Source organism: Devosia sp. UYZn731, assembly GCF_040546795.1.
GTDB lineage: Bacteria > Pseudomonadota > Alphaproteobacteria > Rhizobiales > Devosiaceae > Devosia.
In genome coordinates this window covers 1-26,902 of sequence record NZ_JBEPOL010000004.1, presented here as the reverse complement: position 1 = coordinate 26,902, position 26,902 = coordinate 1, and the positions used below count along the sequence as shown (strand labels likewise).

General features: G+C 62.5%; 23 protein-coding genes. 10 read left to right on the top strand and 13 right to left on the bottom strand.

Annotation, left to right across the window (positions count from 1 at the left end; translation table 11 throughout):
• From ABIB57_RS10650 to ABIB57_RS10630, 5 genes are all read right to left on the bottom strand, one after another.
• Nucleotides 1–783, bottom strand: coding sequence for a ThuA domain-containing protein (locus ABIB57_RS10650; protein WP_354040657.1), 783 nt, complete (start codon nt 781–783; stop codon nt 1–3).
• 163 nt (nt 784–946) lie between these two features.
• Nucleotides 947–1,954 (bottom strand): ABC transporter ATP-binding protein, encoded by a 1,008-nt coding sequence (locus tag ABIB57_RS10645; protein WP_354040655.1) that lies wholly within the window; start codon nt 1,952–1,954, stop codon nt 947–949.
• Between the two features lie 12 nt (nt 1,955–1,966).
• Entirely contained in the window at nt 1,967–2,812 is an 846-nt protein-coding gene (locus tag ABIB57_RS10640) for a carbohydrate ABC transporter permease (protein WP_299725938.1), read from the bottom strand.
• Nucleotides 2,812–3,792 carry a carbohydrate ABC transporter permease gene (locus tag ABIB57_RS10635; RefSeq protein WP_354040654.1) on the bottom strand — a complete coding sequence of 327 codons (981 nt, stop codon included), beginning with the start codon at nt 3,790–3,792 and terminating at the stop codon, nt 2,812–2,814. Before ABIB57_RS10635 ends, ABIB57_RS10640 begins: the two co-directional genes overlap by 1 nt.
• A 95-nt stretch (nt 3,793–3,887) precedes the next feature.
• Nucleotides 3,888–5,153, bottom strand: coding sequence for an ABC transporter substrate-binding protein (locus ABIB57_RS10630; RefSeq protein WP_354040652.1), 1,266 nt, complete (start codon nt 5,151–5,153; stop codon nt 3,888–3,890).
• Between the two features lie 498 nt (nt 5,154–5,651).
• Between ABIB57_RS10630 and ABIB57_RS10625 the strand changes: the two genes are divergently transcribed.
• Complete coding sequence (locus ABIB57_RS10625; RefSeq protein ID WP_354040650.1) at nt 5,652–6,671, top strand: substrate-binding domain-containing protein; 1,020 nt, start codon at nt 5,652–5,654, stop codon at nt 6,669–6,671.
• 185 nt (nt 6,672–6,856) lie between these two features.
• Here ABIB57_RS10625 and ABIB57_RS10620 read toward each other — a convergent pair whose 3' ends face one another.
• From ABIB57_RS10620 to ABIB57_RS10605, 4 genes are all read right to left on the bottom strand, one after another.
• Nucleotides 6,857–7,948, bottom strand: a complete 1,092-nt coding sequence (locus ABIB57_RS10620) for a DUF1513 domain-containing protein (protein ID WP_354040648.1) — start codon at nt 7,946–7,948, stop codon at nt 6,857–6,859.
• Nucleotides 7,949–7,950: 2 nt separating this feature from the next.
• Nucleotides 7,951–9,024, bottom strand: a complete 1,074-nt coding sequence (locus ABIB57_RS10615) for an imelysin family protein (RefSeq protein WP_354040646.1) — start codon at nt 9,022–9,024, stop codon at nt 7,951–7,953.
• Entirely contained in the window at nt 9,021–10,532 is a 1,512-nt protein-coding gene (locus ABIB57_RS10610) for a di-heme oxidoreductase family protein (RefSeq protein ID WP_354040645.1), read from the bottom strand. The genes ABIB57_RS10615 and ABIB57_RS10610 overlap by 4 nt, the downstream gene beginning before the upstream one ends.
• A gap of 162 nt (nt 10,533–10,694) precedes the next feature.
• Nucleotides 10,695–11,957, bottom strand: coding sequence for an imelysin family protein (locus ABIB57_RS10605; protein WP_354040644.1), 1,263 nt, complete (start codon nt 11,955–11,957; stop codon nt 10,695–10,697).
• 626 nt (nt 11,958–12,583) lie between these two features.
• Here ABIB57_RS10605 and ABIB57_RS10600 point away from each other — a divergent pair.
• The 5 genes from ABIB57_RS10600 (at nt 12,584) to sseA (ending at nt 17,526) form a co-directional block, all read left to right on the top strand.
• The gene (locus ABIB57_RS10600) at nt 12,584–13,654 is read left to right on the top strand and encodes an ABC transporter substrate-binding protein (protein ID WP_502914383.1); all 1,071 of its coding nucleotides are present in this window, start codon (nt 12,584–12,586) and stop codon (nt 13,652–13,654) included.
• Nucleotides 13,655–13,729: 75 nt separating this feature from the next.
• Entirely contained in the window at nt 13,730–14,617 is an 888-nt protein-coding gene (locus ABIB57_RS10595; RefSeq protein ID WP_354040643.1) for an ABC transporter permease, read from the top strand.
• Nucleotides 14,614–15,426: an ABC transporter permease gene (locus ABIB57_RS10590; protein ID WP_354040641.1), complete on the top strand. Its 813-nt coding sequence runs from the start codon at nt 14,614–14,616 to the stop codon at nt 15,424–15,426. The genes ABIB57_RS10595 and ABIB57_RS10590 overlap by 4 nt, the downstream gene beginning before the upstream one ends.
• Nucleotides 15,410–16,471, top strand: a complete 1,062-nt coding sequence (locus ABIB57_RS10585) for an ABC transporter ATP-binding protein (protein WP_354040640.1) — start codon at nt 15,410–15,412, stop codon at nt 16,469–16,471. Before ABIB57_RS10590 ends, ABIB57_RS10585 begins: the two co-directional genes overlap by 17 nt.
• A 221-nt stretch (nt 16,472–16,692) precedes the next feature.
• Entirely contained in the window at nt 16,693–17,526 is an 834-nt protein-coding gene (gene sseA / locus ABIB57_RS10580; protein WP_354040639.1) for a 3-mercaptopyruvate sulfurtransferase, read from the top strand.
• Between the two features lie 399 nt (nt 17,527–17,925).
• Here sseA and mmsB read toward each other — a convergent pair whose 3' ends face one another.
• The 4 genes from mmsB to ABIB57_RS10560 all read right to left on the bottom strand — a co-directional run bounded on the left by mmsB (nt 17,926) and on the right by ABIB57_RS10560 (nt 22,098).
• Nucleotides 17,926–19,197: a multiple monosaccharide ABC transporter permease gene (mmsB, locus tag ABIB57_RS10575; protein ID WP_354040637.1), complete on the bottom strand. Its 1,272-nt coding sequence runs from the start codon at nt 19,195–19,197 to the stop codon at nt 17,926–17,928.
• A complete protein-coding gene (gene mmsA / locus ABIB57_RS10570; RefSeq protein WP_354040635.1) occupies nt 19,194–20,726 on the bottom strand; it encodes a multiple monosaccharide ABC transporter ATP-binding protein in 1,533 nt (510 codons plus the stop codon). The genes mmsB and mmsA overlap by 4 nt, the downstream gene beginning before the upstream one ends.
• Before the next feature lie 120 nt (nt 20,727–20,846).
• A complete protein-coding gene (chvE, locus tag ABIB57_RS10565) occupies nt 20,847–21,920 on the bottom strand; it encodes a multiple monosaccharide ABC transporter substrate-binding protein (protein ID WP_354040633.1) in 1,074 nt (357 codons plus the stop codon).
• A gap of 28 nt (nt 21,921–21,948) precedes the next feature.
• Entirely contained in the window at nt 21,949–22,098 is a 150-nt protein-coding gene (locus ABIB57_RS10560) for a hypothetical protein (RefSeq protein ID WP_354040632.1), read from the bottom strand.
• 272 nt (nt 22,099–22,370) lie between these two features.
• Here ABIB57_RS10560 and ABIB57_RS10555 point away from each other — a divergent pair, with 272 nt between their 5' ends.
• The 4 genes from ABIB57_RS10555 (at nt 22,371) to ABIB57_RS10540 (ending at nt 26,715) form a co-directional block, all read left to right on the top strand.
• Complete coding sequence (locus ABIB57_RS10555) at nt 22,371–23,144, top strand: FadR/GntR family transcriptional regulator (RefSeq protein WP_354040630.1); 774 nt, start codon at nt 22,371–22,373, stop codon at nt 23,142–23,144.
• 70 nt (nt 23,145–23,214) lie between these two features.
• The gene (locus ABIB57_RS10550) at nt 23,215–24,168 is read left to right on the top strand and encodes a sugar-binding transcriptional regulator (protein ID WP_354040628.1); all 954 of its coding nucleotides are present in this window, start codon (nt 23,215–23,217) and stop codon (nt 24,166–24,168) included.
• Between the two features lie 162 nt (nt 24,169–24,330).
• Nucleotides 24,331–25,638 (top strand): ABC transporter substrate-binding protein, encoded by a 1,308-nt coding sequence (locus ABIB57_RS10545; protein ID WP_354040626.1) that lies wholly within the window; start codon nt 24,331–24,333, stop codon nt 25,636–25,638.
• A gap of 204 nt (nt 25,639–25,842) precedes the next feature.
• The gene (locus ABIB57_RS10540; protein WP_354040625.1) at nt 25,843–26,715 is read left to right on the top strand and encodes a carbohydrate ABC transporter permease; all 873 of its coding nucleotides are present in this window, start codon (nt 25,843–25,845) and stop codon (nt 26,713–26,715) included.
• Nucleotides 26,716–26,902: the final 187 nt, after the last annotated feature.

The window sequence follows — 26,902 nt, the reverse complement described above, 5'->3', positions numbered from 1 at the left end:
TTACTTGAAGCCTTCTTCGCGGCCGTGATGCAGTTTGGGGCCGCGCTCTTCGATCTTCTCGATGGCTTCCTCAACCGGGGTGTTCGGCGCATCGAGAATTTCGGGGTGGCTTTCGGGATTGTAAGCCCAGTTCACCGCGTTGCGCAGCACCTTGCCGACGGTGTCGTCGTGATAGGTCGGATAGGTTTCGTGGCCGGGGCGGAAGTAAAACACGTTGCCGGCGCCGCGACGGTAGGTCAGCCCGCTCCGGAACACTTCGCCGCCCTGGAACCAGGACACGAACACCGTTTCCAGCGGCTCCGGCACCGAGAAGGGCTCGCCGTACATTTCTTCGTTTTCGAGCTCGAAATAGGCCGGCAGGCCCTTGGCGATCGGATGGCCGGGATTGACCACCCACAGGCGCTCGCGCTCGCCCGCTTCACGCCAGTGCAGTGCGCAGGGCGAACCCATCAGGCGCTTGAAAATCTTGGAGAAATGGCCCGAATGCAGCACGATCAGGCCCATGCCCTCCCACACCCGCTTGGCGACGCGCTCGACAATCTCGTCTTCGACTTGGCCGTGGGCGGCATGGCCCCACCAGACCAGCACATCGGTATTGGCCAGCGCCTCGACGGTGCAGCCGTGCTCGGGCTCCTGCAGGGTCGCGGTCTTGGCCACGATATTGCTGTCCTGGGACAGCAACTTGGCGATCTGGGTATGCATCCCTTCGGGGTAGTTGTCGGCAACGACCTTGTTCTTTTGTTCGTGAACGTTTTCGCCCCACACCAGGGTTCGGATCGCCATTGTCGTCTCCTATAGAAATTTGAAGTTCTGGCGCGCTGTGCGAACCCGTTCCGGGGCAACGCGCCACTGTTGATAAGGTGGCGGAACAACCCGCCAAGAAAGTGACGCCAAACCCGAAGTTCGGCGCCCCTGTGTTCGTTTCTGCCGCAGTCGCGCTGGTTGTCTAGCGGATCGGCTTGCCGGCCGCATCGAAGCGATGGATTTTGTCGTCCATCGGCGAGATGTGGACCGTATCGCCGCTCTTGTAGTTGTTGACGCCGTCGAGGCGGACCACGACGGGCTCCTCGGTGCCCATTTCGAGATAGACATAGCTGTCCGCCCCGAGATTTTCGGTGTGGATGACGGTGCCGCTCCAGGTGCCATCGCTCGGCTTGATCACCAGATGCTCGCCGCGCACGCCCACCGTATGGGCATTGAACGGCTTCGCCTTATCGCCGGCAATGAAGTTCATCTTGGGCGAGCCGATAAAGCCGGCCACGAACAGCGAGTCCGGCGTTTCGTAGAGTTCCATGGGCGTGCCGACCTGCTCGACCAACCCATCGCGCAACACGCAGATACGGTCGGCCAGCGTCATGGCTTCGACCTGGTCGTGGGTCACATAGATCATCGTCACATTGTGCATGCTCTCATGCAGCTTGGCGATTTCGATGCGGGTGGCGACGCGCAGCGCCGCATCAAGGTTCGACAGAGGCTCGTCGAACAGGAACACCTTTGGGTCGCGCACGATGGCGCGGCCGATGGCGACGCGCTGGCGCTGGCCACCCGAAAGCTGCTTGGGCAGGCGCGCCAGATAGGGCGTGATCTGTAGCAGTTCGGCGGCGTTTTCGACGCGCTTGCGGATCTCGTCCTTGTCGGTGCCCTTTTCCAGGGTCAGCCCGAAGGCCATGTTGTCGAACACCGTCATATGCGGATAGAGCGCGTAAGACTGGAACACCATGGCGATGCCACGCTTGGACGGGGCGAGGCCATTGACCACCTTGCCGTCGAAAGCCAGCTCGCCAGAGGTGATATCCTCCAGGCCCGCCACCAGCCGCAGCAGCGTGGATTTGCCGCAGCCCGAGGGGCCGACGAACACCATGAATTCGCCCGAGCGGATATCGAGATCGATGCCCTTGATGACCTCGACGGCGCCGAAGGCCTTGCGGACGTTGCGGAGTTGAATGTTTGCCATTGTGGTGTTTCCCTAACCCTTGACGCCGCCGGCGGTCAGGCCGGAAACAATTTTGCGCTGGAAGATCAGCACCAGTACCACGAGCGGTATGGTGACGATGACGGAGGCCGCCATGATGGCGCCCCACGGAATTTCGTGGCTTGAACCGCCCGAGAGCAGCGCGATGGCGACCGGCACGGTGCGGGTATCGTTCGATGAGGTGAAGGTCAGCGCGAACAGGAACTCGTTCCAGGCGCCGATGAAGGCCAGGAGGCCCGTCGTCACCAAAGCCGGCCACATCAGCGGCATGAACACACGGGTGATGATGACCCAGGGCGAGGCCCCATCGACGATGGCGGCTTCCTCGATCTCGATCGGCAGATCACGCATGAAGGTGGTCAGCACCCACACGGTGAACGGCAGCGTGAAGATCGTGTAGCTGAAGATCAGTGCCCAGGGGGTGTTGTATATCCCCAGCGAGCGGATGACTTCGAACAGGCCGGCCAGCACCGCAATCTGCGGGAACATCGAGACGGCCAGGATCGTCATCAGCAACAGGCCACGGCCACGGAACCGCACGCGGCTCAGGGCGAACGAGGCGGTAATGGCCAGGAACAGCGCCAGCAGCACCGTTGTGGCCGAGATGAACACCGAGTTCAGCAGGTTACGCGGGAAGCTGCCGGTATTGAGCACCGCCGCATAATTACCCCAGCTGAACGAGTCCGGCCAATAGCTGACGCGGAACAGGTCGGTGCCGGTTTTGAAGCTGGTCAGGATCGCGTAGTAGAACGGGAATACCGACTCCACGACGATGAAGATGACCAGCAGATAGAACAGGGTCGTCTTGGTGACTTTCCACAGATCGAATGTGCCGACCATCAGCGATCTCCCCCGTCGAAGCGAACCTTGCCGAGCCAGATATACAAAATGGTCAGCACGGCGATGATCAGGAACAGCATGGTCGACATCGCCGAGCCGTAGGCGAACTTATCGAAGTCGAACAGGTTTTCGCGCGCCAGCACACTCATGGTCTTGGTGGCATCGCTGTTGGGCGTCAGCACATAGATCAGATCGAAAATGCGCAACGCATCGAGCAGACGGAAGATGATCGCCACCATGAGGGCGGGACGAACCAAAGGGAGCGTGATGCGGAAGAACTGCTTGACCGGATGCACGCCATCGATCTCGGCGGCCTCATAGATGTCCTTGGGGATCATCTGCAGGCCGGCCAGGATCAGCAGCGCCATGAACGGCGTGGTCTTCCAGATGTCCACGATCAGCACCGCCGTCATGGCCGTATCGGCATTGGCGGTCCAGGCGACTTTCTGGCTGAGCAGACCGAGCTTCATGCCCAGGTCATTGAGAATGCCGAACTGGTCGTTGAGCATCCAGCTCCACATCTTGGCCGAGACGATGGTCGGGATGGCCCAGGGGATCAGGATGGCGGCGCGGACAATGCCGCGGCCCTTGAATTCGGCGTTCAGCACCAGCGCCACGATCATGCCGAAAATGGCTTCGAAGGTCACCGAATAGGCGGCAAAGCGCAGCGTATTGCCGACGGCGCCCCACCACTTGGGATCGACCAAGAGGCCACGATAGACGGTCTTGCCGCTGTCGAGCGTGGTCCAGCGCAGGTAATTGTTAAAACCCACCCATTCGGCGCCGTACAGGTTGTTCAGCGAGGCATCGGTGAATGAGAAATAGATCGAGCGCAGCAATGGCCAGCCCGCCACCACCGCCAATGCGATCAACATGGGCAGGAGGAACCAGCGAGCGGCGCGGGCGCGCTGCTGCATCAGCTCCGATTTGATTCTCACGCCGGGCAATGCCATCGGCGGCGCTAGAGTGTCCGTCGCCATCGTTCAGTCTCCTCCCCAGTTTTAAGCTTATCTTTGCGCAAAGCGGACGGCGGGGAAAGCCCTGCCGCCCGCTCTGCGTGGCTCGGTAGGAGGACTTACCAGCCGGAGCCCTTGAGGTCGTTCAGATCGGCTTCGAGCAGTTCCAGGTTTTCGGCGGCGGTGCCGTCACCAGCGAGGGTGTTGTGCACGGCGCTCCAGAACTTGGACGATACTTCGTTGTAGTTGGCCTTGGTGGGAGCCGAAGGACGCGGCACGGCATTCTGGAAGATTTCCTTCCAGGCGGCCATGAAGGGCGCAGCCTTGAGCACGTCCGCATCGTCATAGAGCGAGGCGATCGTGGGCAGGTTGGTCTGCTGGATGGCGCGGTTCTTCTGCACTTCAGCCGAGCTCAGATAGAGCGCCAGCTTGATGGCTTCTTCAGGAGCTTTGGAGTACTTGGACACTGCATAGTTCCAGCCGCCCAAAGTGGCTGCCGAGCGCGCATCGGCGCCTTCGCCAGCTGGCAGGGGAGCCACGTCGAACTTGCCCTTGATGGCCGAGTCATCGCCATTGCCCAGTGCGTAGGCATAAGGCCAGTTGCGCATGAAAACGGCATTGCCTAGCTGCCAGACGCCACGGCTTTCTTCTTCCATATAGGCCAGGTTGCCTTCAGGCGAGATGGTGCCGACAAAGCTCTTGATCTCTTCGAGAGCGGCAACGGCCTGCGGGTTGTTGATCGAGATGGTGCCATCGGCCTCAACGATCTGGCCGCCGCCATAGGACTTCACCCATTCAAGGGCGTTGCAGGTCAGGCCCTCATAGGCATTGCCCTGGAACACGAAGCCATAGATATCCGGGTTGGAGGCGCGTTCGCCATCCTGGATTTCCTGTGCGGTTGCCTTGAGCTCGGCCCAGGTCTTGGGCACTTCCTTCTTGTACTTTTCCAGCAAGTCCTTGCGGTAGAACAGCGCCGGCGCATCCGTATAGGCCGGGATGGCGACGAGCTTGCCGTTCACGGTCTGGGATTCGATGATCGAGGGGAAGTGGTCGGCCACGACGCCCTTGGCGGCATCGGTCAGGTCGAGGAACTGGTCGGCAAGCTGGGGAGCCCAGATCACGTCGGTGGTGTAGACGTCGATATCGGCATTGCCGGCCGCGAGCCACAGCTTGTACTGGCCGAACTGGTCGGTGGTCGAGGATGGCATCGGCACGATGGTGACGGTGTTGCCGGTATCGGCCTCGAACTTCTTGAGCTGTTCCTGCAGGAACGCCAGGCCATTGCCGGTATCGCCCGACACCACAGCCAGCTGAGCCGCCTGAGCAACGCTGGAAATCAGCGTGACGCTGGCCAGCAGGCCAATGAGCAACTTATTGATTTTCATAGATATCCTCCCGAATGAACCAATCATCAGGGAGAGCGCCAAAACCGGCCGCCGCGCATGGGCGCCAACCAGGTTCCGCAAGTCCTCCCCCAAAAAGCACCCCGGATCGGTGACTGAAACCACTCGAGTTCCCAAAGCGCTTTGGGGAGAAAACAACCAGAGCGCACAATTTCTGTCAAGCTGCGGCAACATAGATTCTCGGGACAATTTAAGACTTTCAAAATTTAGTGTTCATTTGCAATGGCTTGGTGCCCGTCAGATCCTAACACTCGGCTCGCCGCAGAAAACCTGGGTGAGGAACGTACCTCACAAAACTGCCGCCAAAATCCGGGCTTGCGCAAAAATTTGAAATCGCTTTGAATGATGCCAGGAGGAGATGCGCGAAACCGCTGTTCAAAGCGGACGCGTGCCCCTAAGGCAAGTTTCAGACAGTGCAAATCGCCTGGTTTTACCGGCATTGCGCGACTGTTCAATGATGGCCCGGGGCAGTTTCAATCAATGCGGCTGAAAGATCTCGCGCAACATCTGGGCCTGTCTCAAACCACGGTAAGCCGCGCCCTGAACGGCTATCCCGAGGTCAACGAGGCAACGCGCCTGCGCGTTGCCGAGACCGCCGCAAGGCTGGGCTATCGCCCCAATGCCAGCGCCCTGCGCCTGGCCACCGGCCGCGCCGGAGCCATCGGCATGGTGCTGCGCGCCTCGACCGAATTCGGCCCCCATGCCAGTGAATTTCTCGGCGGGGTTGGCGAGCGGCTGGCGGCCGAGGAGATCGATATCCTGGTCTCCACGGTCGAGACGTATCAGGACGAAATCGCCGCCTATCGCCGCTTTGCCGCCAGTCAGCGCGTTGATGCGGTCATCCTGCAATCGCCCAAGCTCAACGACCAGCGCGCCGAACTGCTGATGGACCTGGGCCTGCCCTTCGTGCTGCACGGCCGCACCAATGCGGCGCGGCCGCTGGCCTGGCTCGACATCGACAATACCGGCGCCATCGAACGCGCCACCTCGCACCTGCTCGATCTCGGGCACCGTCGGATCGCCCTGCTCAATGGCATGAAGGGACAGACCTTTGCCGAACACCGCGAGTTGGGTTATCTGGCCGCCCTATCGGCGCGTGGGGTGTCGTTCGATCCGGCGCTGATGGGCAATTCCACCTTCACCGACGAAGTTGCGTTCCGCCTGGCCCAGGCCATGCTCGAACTGCGGCCCCGGCCGACGGCGTTTCTGGCGGGTTCGATGATGACCGCGCTCGGCGTGTTCCGGGCTATCCGGCAGGCGGGGCTGACGCTGGGGCAGGAGGTCTCGATGATCGCCCATGACGACGTGTTTCCGTATCTCAACGCCGACAATATGTACCCAACGATGTCGACGACTCGGTCCTCGATCCGCACGGCCGGGGTGCGAATTGCGGAGCTGATCCTGCAGATCCTGTCGGGCAAGCCGGTGGAGGATATCCACGAGCTCTGGCCAGTCGAACTGGTGCTGCGGCAGAGTTCGGGGCCGGTGATGGAGAAGTAAACGCGGCGTTAGCCGGACCCCCACCCTTGGCGCTACGCGCCGTCCCTCCCCACAAGGGGGAGGGAGACGATGGCGTAGCCGTCTCTGGCTAATAGAACTATCGAGTCGCTCTGAACTATGCCTATCGCGGAGCAGGCTTCCCTCCCCCTCGTGGGGAGGGAATGAGGGTGGGGGTAGCGGCGCCCCTACCCCACCCGCAACATGTGATTGTCAAACGAGAAATCGAACTGCTGCCGCTCTTCGCGCGAGCCCGCTATGCCGATCAACTCGCCCTCGCCGCTACTGGCGACGAAGCCAGCCCCATCCGGCGCCAGGCCACAGCCATTGCGCAGGGTTTCCACCAATACCGGGCGCTTGCCTTCGGCATCGATGGCCACCAGCAAGTCGCCCTCGGGGGACGACACGGCGATGGTGGAGCCATCCGACGAAGCCGCGACCGAGCCGACATAATTGCGCAGATCGAGCAGGGTAACGGAGGGCAGTTCGATCAGCTTGATCTCGCCGTCCATGGTGGCATAGCCGACCAGTTGCGGGCTGGCGCTGGCGCTGCCGCGGAACTGGCAGCCGAACCAGACGCGGCTGCGTGCATCGATGGCCATGTGGCGGATGGAGAGCTGGTGCAGGCCGGCATCGAGCCGCAATTGGCCGACCAGTTCGCCACTGGTGCGATCCACGAAAGCCACGGACGGGTCCATGGTATCGAGGTTGAGTTCGGTGCGGCCGTAATCGGGATGGGTTTCGATGCCGCCATTGGCGATGACCAGGGTCTTGCCATCGGGCATCAGCAGCAATTCGTGCGGGCCGGTGCCGTAGGTGGGAAATTCGGAAATGCGCTGGTAGCCGGCGCGGGTGTCGTAGACGCCAATGACGCCCTTGGCGGCTTCGAAATCGCTTTCGGTGGCGTAGAGCCACCGGCCATCGGGTGAGAACACGCCGTGGCCGTAGAAGTGGCGGCCTTCGGGGCTGGTGAGGGTGATCGGGGCTTCCTTGCCGGCCGGATCGAACACCACCGCGAAGGTGCCGGGCTGGCGGGCGAACACCACGCCCCTGCCCGCCTCAATGCTGACGGTGATGTCATGGCCGCGATCGGGGAGTGCCAGCGTGGTGATCACATCACCGCGCTCACCCATCAGCACCGCGCCGTAGCCGCCGGCCTTGGTCTGTACCGAAGAGGCGAAGACTAGCTCGTTTCGCTCCAGCGCCATGAGCTGCTGCGGCAAAAGGCTTGCGGCAAAGCCGACGCCGGCAGCTTTGAGAAATGCCCGACGCTGCCACATGATCAGTCTCCGTCCAGCGAGGAAAAGCCGACGCTCAGCCCGAGCGCAGAGGAGAGCTGCTCGCCGATCAGCACGCCAAGCTGCTGGGTCGCGGTGACCACATCGGCGAGCGCTTGCGCCTGAGCGGGATCGGCCACGGCGGTTTCAACGGGGTCGGTTACGAGATCAAGCGCAGCGTCGGCCTGGGCGAATTCGGCCGAAATCGCCACGGGTAGGGCCGTGCGGTCCGCCGGCACGCCGCCATCAATGCCCGACAGGTCATAGAGCGCTTGCAGGCCATCGATATTGGCTCGCGCCATCGGCACGGTCAGGCCGGACCGCCAGAACAGCGCCAGCTTGGGCTTGGCAGCAGCAGCGCCCTTGGCAAGGAACGGATTGAGCCGCGTATCGCGTACCGCCTCGATGCCATGCGACAGGATGCCGACCAGTTCCTCCTGCGCCTCGACGGGCGTGCGGAAATCGGTGAACGTGGCGTCCGGCTTCATCAGGTGCAGCGCGATGCCATCCTCGGCATTCCAGGCGGCTACCAGCTCGTCGGCGACGTTGGCGACGCTTTGCGCGATGGCCAGACCATAGCGACAGCGGAAGGCACCGTCGGCGGTGTTCAGCGCCTCAAACCCCGTGCCATAGAGCACGAATTCCAGCGCCGTCAGCCCCTGCACCGCTACGCTCTTGCTGCGCAGCGTCTCGGGCGACGTGGCGCTCTCGTCCTGACTGGAAAGGATCGCCTGCACCTGCTTAAGGGCGATGCCCTTGCGGTCGGGCCAGAACAGCAGCCGTTCGGCGCGGTTCTCCTCCATGATCGGGCCGACGCGGATCGCTTCGATCCGCCCGAAGGCAAGCGCGGTATTGGCAAAGGCGGTGTCGACGGCGCTCAGATTGGCTTGCGATGGCGTGGTGCAAAGTTGGGCCACCGCAGTGCTCAACGCATCGGCCTTGCCGCCGAAATCGGTCATCGCCGGGCGGATGAAATTGTTGACCGCGCCGCGCATGACTTCGCCGGGCGAGGTGGACAATTGCGCCATGGCCGGACCGGCGATCAGCGCGAACAGCAGAGCCAGCACAATCCGCATCATAGCGACTCCAAAAAGGCCAAAAGGTCATCGCGGGTGGATTTCGGCAGGTCGGCAAAGGCGTCGCGCGCCTTCTGGCCCTCACCGCCATGCCAGAGGATAGCCTCGGTCAGGTTGCGCGCCCGCCCATCATGCAGGAACTGCGTATGCGCCGAAACCGTCTGCGTCAGCCCGATGCCCCAGAGTGGCGGTGTGCGCCACTCAGAACCATCGGCCTGGCCCTCGGGGCGATTATCGGCAAGGCCCTCGCCCATATCGTGCAGCAGAAAATCCGAATAGGGCCAGATCAACTGAAATTGGTGGATTTTCTCTGGCGCATCGCGGCTGGTGACGAATTTGGGCATGTGGCAGGCAGCGCAGCCGGCGCCGTAAAAGGCCGCCTTGCCGCGCAGCACGGCCGCATCGCCGGCGTTACGGCGCTCGGGCACGCCCAGGGTCTGCGAATAGAAGGTGACGAGGTCCATCACCGGGTCAGGTGCCTCGGAGTCACCCAGCCGGGCCTGGACGCCGGTGGGCATGGCGAGGCATTCGGTCTGCAGCTCGGTGCAATCGCCATGCGGCAGGTTATCGATAGGCGTCGATATGCCGATATCGCCCGCAAAGGCGGCGGCGGACTGGCTGCGAATAGTCGGCATGCCGGCTTTCCAGCCGAACCGGCCGATCATGACAGTCTTGCTGACCGGATCGATGGTCCAGTTGGCCTTGCCGGAAATGCCGTCGCCGTCGAGGTCTTCGGGATCGGCATGGGCGAGGATATCCGCAGCCGGAATTTGCTCGACCAGTCCCAGCCCGATCATCGGCGGCGCCACGCGCGGGGAGATCATCACGTCAGGCGACATCGGGCCGTAATTGAGGTCGGCGACCGAATAATGAGGGTTCTGGAGCGTGACCACCGTGCCGTCGCCCAGTGTTACCGGCAGATCGGTATAATCGATCACCATGCGGCCCTCGGCCTTGAGGCCGGGCACGGCAAAATCCTGCAATTGCGTGCCGTAGGTGGGATCGCCCACTTCGCCGGCGATAACGCCATCCATGGCGAGGCGCGTGTCATTCTCGCCTGGCGGCACCGAGAGGCGGAGGAACATCGAGACGCCGTCATTGCCGATGAACGGCGGATGCCCGCGGCCGTCCTTGATATGGCAGCTCTGGCAGCCGCGTGCATTGAACAGCGGGCCCAGCCCGTCGGAGGCCTGCGTCGAGGATGGCGAGGACACCCAGATCTTGCGGAACAGCGCATTGCCGAGCTTGAAGGTTTCTTCCTGCTCGAAGCTGAGATTGGCCATGAAGTGGGAGAACGAGTCGGCATTGACCGTGAACTTGGTCGTGCCCTTGCCGGCCTGCAGGTTTTCCGAGGCCTCTGGTTTGGAAAAATCGGTGGTCGGCGCGGTGACGCGGGCCACGCGGGCGAGGTCTTCGGGGGTCAGGTCGGTGCGGACGTTGGTCCCCTCCTGCGCGAAGGCGAGGCCGGTGGCGAGGAGCGCGACGAGAACGAGGGTGAGACGGGTTTTCATTGCCGATTTCCAGTTCGCCTTGGCTTACCCCCACCCCGGCCCTCCCCTCAAGGGGGAGGGGGCGAAGGAACCGATGTGTCGCAGCGAGCGGAGGCAGTTCCCCTCCCCCTTGAGGGGAGGGGTTAGGGGTGGGGGGACCCGCCCCGGGAGTGGCGCTAGTTCTTACTGAAACACCGCATCCGGGTTGGACAGGCTGTCGCTGTCCTCGATGGTGACGTTGTCGAGCTGCAGCAGGGCCACGGCGCGTTCGATACCGCGGGTCTGGGCGATCAGGGCGTCGATGCCGGCCTGCACTGTGGCATTGCCTTCAACATTGCCCTCGGCGATCTGCTGGTCATAGGCCTCGCCATTTTCGGCACGGGTGGCGATAGCCGTCAGCTTGACCACGGTGTCGTCGAGCAGTGCCTTGATCTCGGTATCGAGCGCCGGATCCTTGGCCGCAACCAACTCGCTCAGCGAGGCACCTTCGACCACCGAGCCATCGACCCGCGTATATTTGCCGAGATAGACATTGCGCACGCCGATGCCGTCATTGAGGTGCGAGGCATGCGTGTTGTCAGAGAAGCAGTCATGCTCTTCTTCGGGATCATGCAGCAGCAAGCCCAGCTTCATGCGCTCCCCGGCCACTTCGCCATAGGACAACGAGCCCATGCCGGTCAGGATCGAGGCGATCCCGAGGCCCGGGCTGGCCGCGCGGGCAGCGCCGCCCTGGGCCCAGTCGCCGGCCATCTCCTGCAGGTCGCTCACCAGCAGCGTGGTGGCGGCCTTGAGATAGGCGGCGCGGCGGTCCGCATGCTCGGCAGTGGAATAGTCGGTGAATGGACGCTCGCCGGCGCCGGGACCGGTGCCGTGCAGGTCCTGGCCCCAGAGCAGAAATTCGATGGCGTGGTAGCCGGTGGCCACGTTGGACTCTACGCCCGCGGCTTCCTGCAGCTTGTCCTGCAGCAGTTCAGGGGTAATCTCGGTCGCGTCGATTTCCGCGCCGTCGACCATGATCTTGGGGTTGGCGATGATATTGGCGACGTACAGCGGATTGCTGTCGCTCTCGGTGCCATAGCCGGCATCGACATAGTCGATCAGGCCTTCATCGAGCGGCCAGGCATTCACCTTGCCTTCCCACTCGTCGACGATTGGATTGCCGAAGCGGAACGCCTCGGTCTGCTGGTAGGGGATGCGGGCGGCCTTCCAGGCGTCGCGAGCAGCGGTCAGGGTCGCTTCGCTCGGCGTCGCGATCAGCGCATCGACGGCGGTCTCCAGCGCCTTGGCGGTGCTCAGCGCATCGCCGTAGCCGGCCTCGGCGATATTGGCGTAATTGGTCAGCACGTCGGCATCGGCCGGCGCCTGCGCGAAGGCCGCGACGGGGGCGACGGACAGCGTGAGAACCAGGGCGAAGCGCTTGAGCGCTGTGGTGCCGGTCAGGACCATGGAAAATTCCTCCAGAGGACTAATTTCTGCGCGGGCCACTGGCATGGGACGCGACGATCCAAAGCGGACTATCAATATCAACTTATAAAATCAATAACAATTCCAGCAGTTTAGAAGCAGTCTAAACTGGCGTGAAGGACACATTTACCGTGCTGGCCAAAAGCCGTGATCTTTCTGCTTGCATAACGCCAGACGGACCCGGGCTTGGCTGCCGTTCAACGGCCTCTCGCAACGTTGCAGCACCAATTTTTGACCATCTGGACTAAGTTCATCCAAACATGCACTGTCACAATTGCAGTCGGGGGGATGCTCATGGACCACACAGACAGTCGAACGAACCGGTCGCAGCGGCACGCATAGCCCGCTGAAACGGCGCGGGGGAGCGTTTTACTCCGTCATTCAACTGTCACGTCGCCTCATTACTTCACCGGCACTTCGCCAGCGCCCCGGCTATGGGACCATGGCGTGTAACCGGCGAAACGGGGCACCACATTCGCCGGACTTGCGACACATCTACCCGCTTTGCATCCCCGTTCCGACCTGTCGGCATGGATGGCGCGAGGCAAGTCATAAAATCAGGGAGACTGAACATGATCATGAAGAAAGCCCTCGCGGCATCGGTATCGATGCTCACCGTGATGGCGGTAAGCGCTCCAGCGTTTGCCCAGGCCGATCTCACCGCGCTCTACGACGCTGCCAAGGCCGAAGGCCAGCTGACCACCATCGCGCTGCCGCATGACTGGTGCGGCTATGGCGCCGTGATCGAAGGCTTCAAGGCCAAGTATCCGGGCATCACCGTCAACGAGCTGAACCCCGATGCCGGCTCGGCCGACGAAATCGAAGCCATCAAGGCAAACCAGGGCAATACCGGCCCGCAGGCCCCCGACGTGATCGACGTTGGTCTGGCTTTCGGCCCCCAGGCAAAGGCCGATGGCCTGATCCAGGCTTACAAGGTTTCGACCTGGGACTCGATCCCAGCTGACGCCAAGGACGCCGATGGCTTCTGGTACGGCGACTATTATGGCGTGATGGCGTTCCTCGTGAATAAAGACATCGTCACCACCATGCCAACCGACTGGGCCGATCTGGCCAAGCCGGAATATGCCAACGCAGTCGCCCTTGCTGGTGATCCGCGCGCCTCGTCGCAGGCCATCCAGTCCGTCTACGCTGCCGGCCTTTCGACCGGTGCCGACGCTGCTGGCGCCGCTGATGCCGGCCTCAAGTTCTTTGGCGAGCTCAACAAGGCTGGCAACTTCGTTCCCGTGATCGGCAAGTCCGCATCGCTGGCTCAGGGCACGACCCCGATCGTCGTCGCCTGGGATTACAACCTGCTCGCATGGCGCGACAGCTTTGCCGGCAACCCGGCGGCCGAGATCGTCGTTCCCAAGACCGGCGTCGTCGCCGGTGTGTATATCCAGGCCATCTCCGCCTACGCACCCCATCCGAACGCTGCCAAGCTCTGGATGGAATACCTCTATTCGGACGAAGGTCAGCTCGGCTGGCTGAAAGGCTATTGCCACCCGATCCGCTTCAACGACCTGGCCGCCAAGGGCTCGATCCCCCAGGCCATGCTTGACGCGCTGCCGCCGGCTGAAGGTTACGCCAAGGCTGTGTTCCCCACCATCGAGGAACAGAATGCCGCCAAGACCGTCATCACCGGCCAGTGGGATACCGCTGTCGGCGCCAACGTTCAGTAAGCTCTAAACGACAAAACGCCCTCTCGCCCGTCGGTTCGGGCGAGAGGGCAAATCCTCCGGGGGTACGAGGACAGCATGACCACACTGGATACCGGCACCACCGCGCCGGCCAAGAAGCGCGCTTTATCGTTCGAATGGCTCGGGGTCGCGCCATTCATCGTCTTCGCCATCATGTTCCTCATCCTGCCGACGCTGTACCTCGTGGGCGCGGCCTTCGTCGATGAAAAGGGCGGCCTCACGCTGGCCAATTTCGCCGGTCTGGGCACGCCGCAGATCGTTGCCGCCTACTGGATTTCCATTCGCATTTCCGGCGCCTCGGCCATTCTGGGCGCGCTGATCGGCCTGGCCATCGCCCTGGCGCTGATCCGCGGCAAGCTGCCGCCGGGCCTGCGCGCGGCGGTCATGACCTTTTCGGGTGTCGCCTCCAATTTCGCCGGCGTGCCGCTGGCTTTCGCCTTCATTTCGACCTTGGGGCGCCTGGGGCTGGCCACCGTCATCCTCAAATTCGTCTTCGGCATCGACATCTACAAAGCCGGCTTCAACCTGCTCAGCTTCTGGGGCCTGACGCTCACCTATCTCTACTTCCAGATCCCCCTGATGATCCTGATCATCGCCCCGGCGATCGATGGGTTGAAGAAGGAATGGAGCGAGGCAGCCTCAACGCTTGGCGCCACGCCATGGCAGTTCTGGCGTTATGTCGGCCTGCCCATCCTGTGGCCCAGTTTCCTCGGTACGCTGTCGCTGCTGTTCGCCAATGCCTTCGGCGCCATCGCTACGGCCTATGCGCTGACCGGCTCCTCGCTCAACATCGTGCCCATCCTGCTCTATGCGCAGATTCGCGGTGACGCCCTGCAGAACCCGGGTCTGGGTGCCGCGCTCGCCGTCGGCATGATCCTGATTACCGGTTTCGCCAACGTGGTCTACCTCGTCATCAGCGCCCGCGCCGAGAGGTGGCTGAAATGAAACAATCGCGGTTCTGGGCCTGGGTGGTCTTTGGCGTCGGCGCGGCCTATTTCCTCGTGCCGCTGATCGCCACGTTCGAATTTTCCCTGCGCATGCGGCGCGGCTATTACAGCTTCGACAGCTATGCCTCGGTGTTCGCCGATCCGAAATTCCAGGCCACGTTCACCTATTCGGCGGTGATCGGCCTGCTGTCGATCATCGTGGGCATCCTGATCGTGGTGCCGGCGGTGTATTTCGTGCGCCTGCGCATGGCCTGGCTGCGGCCCTATGTCGAATTTTTGACATTACTGCCGCTGATCATCCCCGCCATCATCCTGGTCTATGGCTATATCCGGCTCTACAATTCGAGCTCGATCATCCCCTTTACCGGTAGCGCCACGGGCACCGACATCCTGCTCACCTTCGCTTATGTGACGCTGGCCTTGCCCTACATGTATCGCGCCGTCGATACCGGCATGCGCACCATCGACGTGCAGACGCTGACCGAGGCGGCGCAGATCGCCGGGGCCAACACGCCCCAGATCATCGCCCGGATCATCCTGCCCAATATCCTGGTCGCGGTGCTGTCCGGCGCATTCCTGACCTTCGCCATCGTCATCGGCGAATTCACCATCGCCAGCTTGCTCAATCGCCCCGCCTTCGGACCGTACCTACAGAATATCGGCGCCAACCGGGCCTATGAGCCGGCGGCGCTGGCCATCATTTCCTTCATCATTACGTGGGGCGCCATGAGCATGATCAACCTGCTCTCGCGCTTTGCCCCCCCGCACTTCTGCCCGGACGGACTGACCCATGGCCCCCTTCCTTAACGTCGAAAACCTCACCAAAAGCTTCGGCAGCAATGCCGTGGTCAAGGGCGTCAGCTTCGGGTTCAACAAGGGTGAGTTCGTCTCCCTGCTCGGACCGTCGGGCTGCGGCAAGACCACGATCCTGCGCATGATCGCGGGATTCGAAAGCCCGACAAGCGGCTCGATCACGGTGGACGGGCATGACATTACCCACCTCAAGCCCAACCAGCGCCAGCTTGGCATGGTGTTCCAGGCCTATGCGCTGTTCCCCAACCTGAACGTGGGGGACAATATCGCCTTCGGTCTCAAGATCGCCGGCATGCCGGCCGACCAGCGCCGCGCCCGCGTCGAGGAAATGCTCAAGCTGATCGGCCTGCCGGGTTTCGAAAAGCGCTATCCCTACGAAATGTCCGGCGGCCAGCAGCAGCGTGTCGCTCTGGCCCGCGCCATTGCGCCGCGCCCGCGCATGCTACTGCTCGACGAGCCGCTGTCGGCGCTCGACGCCAAGATCCGCGTGTCGCTGCGCGAGGAAATCCGCGCCATCCAGCTCGATCTGGGCATCACCACGATTTTCGTGACCCATGACCAGGAAGAGGCGCTGTCGATCTCCGACCGCGTCGTGGTGATGAATGCCGGCAATATCGACCAGCTCGGCGCCCCGCACGAGATCTACAACAAGCCCGCCACCCGGTTTGTGGCCACCTTCGTGGGTCACCTCAATACAATTGAAGCGACGGTCGTCAGTGCCTCCAGCCATCAGGTCGATATCGATGGCCAGGTCGTGACCCTGCCGAGCCTGCCGGGCGGCGCGGCCACCAATGCGCCGATCTCGCTGACCCTGCGGCCCGAAGTGCTGTCGGTCGGCGAGCGCGCCGGCGCCGATATCATGCTGACCGGAACGGTGTCGGATGTGACGTTCCTCGGCTCGGTGATCCGCCTGCGAGTAGCGCTGGGCAAGAACATCATCAGCCTCGATACGTTCAACGACCAGCGCACTGCGCCGCCCGCGCGTGGGGATGCGATCACAGTGAGTCTCGCGAGCAAGGATCTGCTGATTTTGAACTAAGCGCCGGTCGTCCCAAGAGCACCCCTACCAACCCCTCAAGGGGGAGGAGTTTGCCGGTGGGGTTAACTGGATCGAGTTCAACGAGTGAAGAGAACTCCTCCCCCTCGAGGGGGAGGATGGGTAGGGGTGGCTCGGGCACGGAACTCTCCATCATTCCCCATTTGACCGCGCCCTGCCCGCGCGCCATTCTCCGGCCGCAGAACAGCGTCGCAGGAGCCTCCATGAATACCCCTTTCGTCACCACCGACTGGCTGGCCCAGCATTTGAGCGATCCCAATCTGGTGGTCCTGGATGGCTCCTGGCACATGCCGGCAGCCAATCGCGATCCCCGTGCCGAGTATCTCGCCGGGCACATTCCGGGCGCGGTGTTCTTCGATATCGACGCCGTGGCCGATACCAGCACCGACCTGCCGCATATGCTGCCATCACCCAATGACTTCGCCCGCATGGCCGGCGCCCTGGGTATTGGGGAGGAGATGACCATCGTCGTCTATGACGAGGTCGGCCTGTTCAGCGCGCCGCGCGTGTGGTGGACCTTCAAGACCATGGGCGCCAGGGATGTTCGCATCCTGGAAGGCGGCGGGCCCAAATGGCGGGCCAAGCGCCGCTCCATCGCAACCGGGCAGGTCTCGCGCGCGGCCACCACCTTCCGCGCCAGTTTCGATCCTGCGCGCGTCGTCAATTTCGACACCGTGCGTGCCCGCTCCAAGGACCATGGCGCCCAGATCGCCGATGCCCGCGCCCCCGGCCGCTTCACCGCCCAGGTGCCCGAGCCCCGCGCCGGTCTGCGCGGCGGCCATATCCCCGGCAGCGTCAATGTGCCGGTCGGCTCGCTCACCGTCGATGGCAAGCTGCGCCCGCTTGCCGAGCTGCAGGCGCTGTTCGCCGAACAGAGGCTGGACCTGTCCAAGCCGATCATCACCAGTTGCGGCTCCGGGCTCACGGCCGCCAGCCTGGCGCTCGCGCTGGAACTGAGCGGCGCGAGCCAGGTCGCGGTTTATGATGGGTCGTGGACGGAATGGGGCGGGCGCAAGGACGCCGAGGTGGAGGTCTAGGTCCCCTGCACGGTTGAGGCTTTGATCCGCCCTCGCAGTTAATCACCACGGCCTCCCCAACTCGTCCTTCCCGCGGACCTTATCCGAGGGCCTCCCGCAGCACAGCGTGAGTGGGCAGTGGCCCGCGGATCAAGTCCGCGGGAAGGACGGTGGGTGTGGCGGAGGTCGAGGCCTCCCATAAGTACCTTTTGCGGAGCGCGCTGGCCCAAACCGCCGTGTGCGGAGCCATGCCCCCCTCACCGACGGGGCGAGAAATCTTGAGGCCACGGCGCTCTTTGATTCTTCTCCCCGTCGGGGAGAAGGTGGCGCGTAGCGCGGGATGAGGGTCTCTCCACTCCTCCAAAACAAATTGGGCCGCCGGGTTTCCCCGGCGGCCCAATTTTTGCCGATCGAAGCCGATCAGGCCTTGTTCTTGTTATACAGATCGAACACCACGGCGCCGAGAAGGACGACGCCCTTGATCATCTGCTGCAGATCGATGTTGATGCCCAGGATCGACATGCCGTTGTTCATCACGCCGAGGATGAAGGCGCCGATCACCGCGCCCGCAACCTGACCGACGCCGCCCAGCGCCGAAGCACCGCCGATGAACACGGCCGCGATAACGTCGAGCTCGAAGCCCTGGCCGGCCTTTGGCGTTGCCGTATTGAGACGCGCCGCGAAGATCAGGCCCGCCAAAGCGGCCAGCGCGCCCATGATGGTGAACACGTAGAAGGTCAGCCGTTCGGTCTTGATGCCCGAAAGCTGCGCCGCTTTGGGATTGCCGCCCAGCGCGTAAATCCTGCGGCCGATGGTCATGCGCTTGGTCATGAACACGAAGAAGGCGATCAGGATCGACATCACGATCAAGACGTTCGGCAGACCCTTATAGGAGGCCACCAGATAGGTCATGTAGAGCACGAGGCCGGCGATGATCGCGGTCTTGACCACGAATAGCGGGAACGGCTCGGACTCGTAGCCATGGCTGCGGCGGCGCGAGCGGGTACGCAAGCTGGAGAACACCATGGCCAGAACGATCAGCACGCCAATGACCATCGTGGTCGAATGCAACGTGACGCCGGTGCCCACAACCGCCTTGCCGGCCGCATCCAGCGTCGGCGGGATCAGCTTGATCGGCCCGATGACGTCGGGAATGAAACCCGCGCTGAGCAGCTGGAATTCGGTGGGGAACGGACCCACCGACTTGCCGCCGAGCACTGCCAGCGACAGACCCTTGAACACCAGCATGCCCGCGAGGGTCACGATGAAGGACGGAACCTTCACATAGGCGATGAAATAGCCTTGCGAGGCGCCGATAATGGCGCCCAGCACCACGCAGAGCAGGCCCGCCGGGATGGCCGGCACATGATATTGCACCATCAGGATCGCCGCGATGGCGCCGACAAAACCCGAAACCGAGCCGACCGAGAGGTCGATATGGCCGGCGACGATGACCAGCAGCATGCCCAGCGCCATGATGATGATGTAGGAGTTCTGCAGCACCAGATTGGTCAGGTTGACCGGCTTGAACATCGTGCCGGCCGTGAAGATCTGGAAGAACACCATGATGGCGAGCAGCGCGACGACGAGGCCGTAATCGCGCAGGTTGGCCTGCAGGATCGAGCGGCCCGAGGGGCCCGCCGACACTGGGGTCGGCACTTCACTGGGAGTGGGTGCGGTTTCGGTGGTCATGCGGTTCTTCCTTCTGCACGCACGATTGCGCGCATGATCTTTTCCTGGCTGGCCTCATCCCCTGAGAGTTCGCCAACGATGCGGCCTTCGTTCATTACGTAGATGCGGTCACAAATGCCCAACAGCTCGGGCATTTCCGAGGAAATGACCAGGATGCCCTTCCCCTCGCCCGCCAGCTTGTTGATGATCGTGTAGATTTCATACTTGGCGCCGACGTCGATGCCGCGCGTGGGTTCGTCCAGGATCAGCACTTCGGGGTTGGAGAACAGCCACTTGGAGAGCACCACCTTCTGCTGGTTGCCGCCCGACAGGTTGCCGGTGAGCTGCAGCACGCTCGAGGAGCGGATATTGGTGGCCTTGCGATAATCGTTGGCGACTTTCATCTCGGCCATGTCGTCGAGCACGCCGTGGCGCGACACGCCGGGCAGGTTGGCGATGGTGACGTTGTTCTTGATGTGGTCGATCAGGTTGAGGCCATAGGTCTTGCGGTCCTCGGTGGCATAGGCCAGCCCGGCATCGACCGCGCGACGCACGGTGGATGTGTCGACCGGCTTGCCGTGCATAAACACCTGGCCGCTGATCTTCTGCCCATAGGTGCGGCCGAACACGCTCATGGCAAATTCGGTGCGGCCCGAGCCCATCAGCCCCGCAATACCGACGACTTCGCCCTTGTTGACGTGCAGCGCGATATTCTTGACCACCTGCCGGTCGGCATGCAGCGGATGATAGACGCTCCAGTCCTTCACCTCGAACAGCTTTTCCCCCACATTGGGAACGCGGTCGGGATAACGGTCTTCCAGCGAGCGGCCCACCATCGAGGTGATGATGCGGTCTTCGCTGATATCGGCCTTGTCCATGGTCTCGATGGTCTTGCCGTCGCGGATCACGGTGACCCGGTCGGCGACACGCTTGATCTCGTTCAGCTTGTGCGAAATCAGGATCGAGGTAATGCCCTGCTTCTTGAATTCGAGCAGCAGGTCGAGCAGCGCCGTGCTGTCTTTTTCCGACAGCGAGGCGGTGGGCTCGTCCAGGATCAGCAGTTTGACTTCCTTGCTGAGCGCCTTGGCGATTTCCACCAGCTGCTGTTTACCGACGCCAATGTGCGTGATCAGGGTATCGGGATCTTCCTTGAGACCCACCATGGCGAGCAGCTTGCGCGCTCCAGCCCGGGCTTCGTCCCAGTTGATGATGCCGTTCTTGGCCACTTCATTGCCGAGGAAAATGTTCTCGGCGATCGACAGCAGCGGCACGAGGGCCAGCTCCTGGTGAATGATGACGATGTTCTGGTGTTCGCTGTCGCGGATGGTCTTGAACTGGACTTCCGCGCCGCGATAAATGATCTGGCCGTCATAGCTGCCGGCGGGATAGACGCCGCTCAGCACCTTCATCAGCGTCGACTTGCCGGCGCCGTTTTCGCCCACGATGGCGTGGATCTCGCCCTCGCGTACGTTCAGGTTCACATCCGACAGCGCCTTGACGCCGGGGAAAGTCTTGGTGATGCCGCGCATCTCCAGAATTGTCGTTTCCATCGTTATCTCTCGATTTCACGCAAGCGCGGCGCTTAGCGCTTATTCTCGCCCGGCACAAGGCACATGGACGTGACGGGAAAGGGCCCCGCGTTACCGCGGGGCCCCGTCGTTCAGTGTGGCTTACTGCAGTTCTTCGGCCTTGATGTAGCCCGAGTCGACGACCAGCTTCTGGTAGTTCGACTTGTCGACCGCATAGGGGGTCAGCAGGATCGAGGGAACAACCTTGACGCCATTGTTGTAGGTCTTGGTGTCGAGGCCTTCAGGAGTGCCACCGGTCAGCAGGGTGTCGACCAGTTCAGCGGTCTTGGCAGCCAGTTCACGAGTGTCCTTGTAGATGGTCGAGTACTGTTCGCCGGCAATGATTGCCTTGATCGAAGGTACTTCGGCATCCTGGCCCGAAATGATCGGCCAAGGCTGATCGGCAGTGCCATAACCAACGCCGCGCAGCGACGAGATGATGCCACGGCTCAGGCCGTCATAGGGGGCCAGAACGGCGTCGACGCGCGAACCGTCCGAGTAGTTGGCGGACAGGATGTTGTCCATGCGGGCCTGTGCGACAGCACCGTCCCAACGCAGGGTACCAACGGTATCCATGCCGAGCTGGCCAGACTTCACGACCAGGTCACCCTTGTCGATCAGCGGCTGCAGAACGCTCATCGCGCCGTCATAGAAGAAGAACGCGTTGTTATCATCCGGCGAACCGCCGAACAGCTCGATATTGAACGGGCCCTTCTTTTCAGGATAGCCAAGGCCGGTCAGCAGCGAGTTGGCCTGCAGAACGCCAACCTGGAAGTTGTCGAAGGTGGTGTACAGATCGACATTGGCGCTGTCGCGGATCAGGCGGTCATAAGCGACGACCTTGATGCCCGCATCGGCAGCCTGCTGCAGCACGGCGCTGAGCGTGGTGCCATCGACGGCGGCGATGACCAGGGCCTTGACGCCCTTGGTGACCATGTTTTCGACCTGCGAGAGCTGGTTCGGGATATCGTCTTCTGCGTACTGCAGATCGACGGTATAGCCCTTTTCGGTCAGCGCCTTGACCAGCGCATCACCGTCCGAGATCCAGCGCAGCGAGGACTTGGTCGGCATGGAAATGCCGATCGAGCCCTTGTCCTGGGCGAAAACTGCGGTCGATGCAGTCAGCGCCATGGCGCCGACGGCCAGCACGGTAGCAAGTGTCTTTAGAACCTTCACGTCTCGACTCCCTTTGTGTCTTTCGAGTTCAGAAGCTTGAATGGATATCCTGGGTGGATGACAGGAGCAGGAAGGCCACGGCATTGCTGCCGGCCTCGCCAATGACTTCACAACCGCAAAACCACGGTGCAACAGCCCGAGCAGACTCGCCGGAGCGAGCCACCAGATTGATTTGCATGAAGTCCTCCTGCACGGCGGTAAAATCCGCCGGGGCCCTCCCAAGCCCATGGGCAATTGCTTAGGATAATCAGATACCCTTGTAAAGCGGGTTTGGTGCGGCCCCTGCATTTTTTTCGAGCATCGAAAGTTAATCATAATTCCAGCATTTTGGGCGATTGCGCCACCATAGTGCTCTGGATATGGTGCGGCCGAATGATGCCTCGAATCTGTCTGTATCGACCACGAAGAGTCGTAACGTTCCTAAAAGGTATCTGATATCTCGGAGGAGATATGACACAACCCGATCCGGATGACCGGCACGAAACCCATAGTGCTGCGAGCACTGTTGCCGACGATCTGGCGCGCCTGATTCTGGGCGAGATGACGCCTGGCACCAGCTTGCCCAGCGAGGCCGAACTGGCCGTGCGCTATGACGTTAGCCGGCTGACCATCCGCGAGGCGGTCAAGATTCTGGAGGGGCGCGGCCTGCTGGAAATCGCCCGCGGGCGAAAAGCTGTGGTACGTGCACCAGACGGCTCCGCCTTCGCCGATTTCCTCACCTCGGTTATCCGTTACGATGCCAAGGGGTTGTTCGACCTGATCGAGGTTCGCCTCTCGCTCGAAGTGCAATCGGCGACCCTGGCGGCCCGCCACTCCACTCGTGCCGGCGTCGCGGCGATCGAATCGGCCTTGCAGGGCATGCGCGAGGCTGCCGCCGGCGCCACCGACCTGGCGACCGACGCGGCCGAATTGCGCTTTCACAGTTTCGATGTTGGCTTTCACGAAGCTATCGCGCTGGCCAGCGGCAATCGCGTGCTCGGCTATCTGTTCGAGGCCATGTCGCAGCCGCTGCGCGAGGGTTTTTATATCAGCCGCCGTGGCCACGAGCAGCGCGGCCATACCATCCAGGACACGATCGACGCCCATCAGCGCATCCTCGATTGCATCAAGGACGGCAATGGCCGCGCCGCCGCCGAAGCCATGCGCTTTCACCTGAAGGACACCGAGCGCGACATCCGCGCCGCGCTTAGCGGCCGGCCCTTGCGGGCAGAGCCGAGCCAGTAGCGACCGTTTAGCCTCTTGCGGGGCGACCCGGCATAGCAGAATAATCCGCGCGAAAGTGCGGGACCTGTTCATGGCGCCAAGACAAGACAGTTCCAGCCACCGGCTGGATGACGCGGCTCGCGCGGGCTGGCTGTACTACGTCGCCGGCAATACCCAGGAGGAGATTGCCACCAAGCTGGGCATTTCGCGCCAATCGGCCCAGCGACTGGTGTCGCTGTCGGTCAGCGAGGGCCTGATCAAGGTGCGGCTCGATCACCCGATCGGGCGCTGCATGGACCTGGCCGCCCGGCTCAAATCGCGCTTCGCGCTCGACCTGGTCGAGGTCGTGCCGTCCGATCCGGCCAGCGAATCGACCACGATCGGGGTCGCCGAAGCCGCCGCCGCCGAAATCGAGCGCTGGCTGCGCCATCCCGAGCCGATCATCATGGCCATCGGCACCGGGCGCACGCTGAAAGCCGCCATCGAGCAGTTGCAGCCAATGGAATGCCCGCACCACAAGGTGGTCTCGCTCACCGGCAATATCGCGCCCGACGGCTCGGCCGCGTTCTACAACGTCATTTTCAACGTCGCCGATACGGTCAAGGCGCGCAGCTTTCCCATGCCCCTGCCCGTCATTGCCTCCTCGGCGCGCGAACGCGAACTGCTGCACGCCCAGCCCATGATTCGCGAAACGCTGGCGCTGGCAGCCAAGGCCAACGTCACTTTTCTGGGCATTGGCGATATCGGCCCCGACGCGCCGCTGTTCCTTGATGGCTTCATCAGCGAGAGCGAACTCAAGGCCCTGCAGAAAGCCGGCGCGGTGGGCGAAATCTGCGGCTGGTGCTTTGATGCCGATGGCAAGCTGATTGATGGCCTGACCAATGACCGCGTCGCCAGCGCCCCGATGCCATCGCGCGAAAACTCCCTGGTGGTGGCAATTGCCATGGGTCGTAGAAAATTGCCCGGCATTCGCGCCACGCTGAACCGCCGGCTGGTCAATGGCCTGATCACCGACGAGCGAACCGCTGAAGGTTTGTTAACTTAATCCAACCCCTTGTAGAGATAGACGTTTCCGGCGTTCGGAAACGTTTTCTGCTATACGTACCTCACGCGGTGGGCGCATAGCACGCTTGACTCTGACGCATAAGTTGTGAGTATTTGCCCATCACCGGAACAAATGCTCGTTTCGGTTACTGGGAGGATATCCATGAAACTGACACCCTTTATCGTGGGCGCGCTGACCATTGCGCTGGCCTCGTCCGCTTCGGCCGAAACGCTCACCATCGCCACCGTGAACAATGGCGATATGGTTCGTATGCAGGCTTTGTCGCCGGCCTTCACCAAGGCAACCGGGATCGACCTGAACTGGGTCGTGCTCGAAGAAAACACCCTGCGCCAGAACGTCACCACCGACATCGCCACCAATGGCGGGCAGTATGACGTGATGACCATCGGCACCTACGAAGCCCCGATCTGGGCCAAGCAGGATTGGCTGGTGCCGCTCGATGGCCTCAGCGCCGACGCTACCTATGACGTCAACGACATCCTGCCCGCGATCCGCGCTGGCCTGTCGGTCGACGGCAAGCTCTATGCCGCCCCCTTCTATGGCGAGTCCTCCATGGTCATGTACCGCAAGGACCTGATGGAAAAGGCCGGGCTGACCATGCCAGACGCCCCCACTTGGGAATTCATCGGCAAGGCGGCTCGCGCCATGACCGACCGCGCCAATGACATCAACGGCATCTGCCTGCGCGGCAAGGCCGGCTGGGGCGAGAACATGGCTTTCCTGACCGCCATGTCCAATTCCTTCGGCGCCAGCTGGTTCGATGAGAGCTGGCATCCCCAGTTCGACCAGCCGGAATGGAAGGCCACGCTCGACACCTATCTGGGCCTGATGAAGGATGCCGGCCCGGCCGGCGCATCGTCCAACGGCTTCAACGAAAACCTGACCCTGTTCCAGCAGGGCAAGTGCGGCATGTGGATTGACGCCACCGTCGCCGCATCCTTTGTGATCGGCAAGGACTCCACCGTCGCCGACAAGGTCGGCTTCGCTCTGGCGCCCGATAACGGCCTTGGCAAGCGCGGTAACTGGCTCTGGGCGTGGTCGCTCGCGATCCCGAAAAGCTCACAGCATGCCGAAGCCGCCGAGAAGTTCATCAATTGGGCAACCAACAAGGACTACCTGGCCACCGTCGCCGCTCAGGATGGTTGGGCTAACGTTCCCCCCGGCACCCGCACCTCGCTCTACGCGAATGCGGATTACCAGGCGGCTGCGCCCTTCGCCAAGATGACGCTCGACTCGATCAACTCGGCCGACCCCACCAAGCCGACCGTCAAGCCGGTGCCTTATGTGGGCATCCAGTTTGTCGCCATTCCTGAATTTGCAGGTATCGGCACCAATGTGGGCCAGCTGTTCTCGGCAGCGCTTGCCGGCCAGATGTCGGCCGACGATGCCCTCAAGCAGGCCCAGGACTCCACCACGCGTGACATGACCCGCGCCGGCTATATCAAGTAGTCTCCCCCGACGGTTCCTGCAGCCGGCTCCAACCGGCTGCAGCCCGCCAGGGATATGAGCTTTCGAGGCGCGGTTGGGACCGCGCCTCGTTCAGAGACTGCCCGGCCGACAGATCCCTCTAGAAGTCGGGCAGACTGCGACCAGACCTTCGTTTGCTTTCAATCACACCGGTCCGAGCACCGGCCCTCGGGGGAGGATCAGCACATGGCTACCGCGCAGACGCGCACCCTTGCGCGCACCATGATGCTACCGGCAGTCGTGCTGCTGTTCATCTGGATGATCGTGCCGCTGGTGATGACGCTGTGGTTCTCGTTCCAGAACTACTCGCTGATCAACCCGATGATGACCGGCTTTGCCGGCTGGGCCAACTATATCTACGTCATCGGCGACCCCAGCTTCACCCAGTCGCTGGTCAATACGCTGATCCTGGTGTTGGGCGTGCTCATCATCACCGTGGTGGGTGGAACATTCCTGGCGCTGCTGCTGGACCAGCCGGTCTGGGGCCAGGGCATCCTGCGCATCCTCGTGATCTCGCCCTTCTTCGTCATGCCACCGGTAGCGGCGCTGATCTGGAAGAACGGCTTCATGCATGCCGATTACGGCCTGCTCGCCCATCTGTGGCGCTTCTTCGGCGCGCAACCCATCGACTGGTTCGCCCAGTACCCGCTGTTTTCGGTGATCATCATCGTCGCCTGGCAATGGCTGCCCTTTGCCGCGCTGATCCTCTTGACCGCGCTGCAGTCGCTCTCCGAAGAACAGCGCGAGGCCGCCGAGATGGATGGCGCCAATGCCATCAACCGGTTCTGGTACATCATCATGCCGCATATGGCGCGGGCGGTGACCATCGTTATCCTGATCCAGACCATCTTCCTCCTGGGCATTTTCGCCGAAATCCGCGTCACCACCGGCGGCGGGCCGGGTTATGCCTCCACCAACATCGCCTTCCTCGTGTTCCGAACGGGTATCCTTTCCAATGACATCGGCGCCGGCTCTGCCGGTGGCGTGGTCGCCGTCATCATCGCCAATATCGTCGCCATCTTCCTGATGCGGGCAGTGGGGAAGAACCTCGATGCGTGAGATGATGCGAAACGTGCCGGCCTCATCCTTCCTCACCTCTCCCTTTGGGGGAGAGGTCGACCCTCTTGGGTCGGGTGAGGGGGCCTTTTCTGGACGCGGTGTTGGGAGAAGGGGGGGGGGGGGGGGGGGGGGGGGGGGGGCCGGGCCCCCCCGCGCGCGCGGGGCAGCGCTGCGCGAGCGCGGCGCG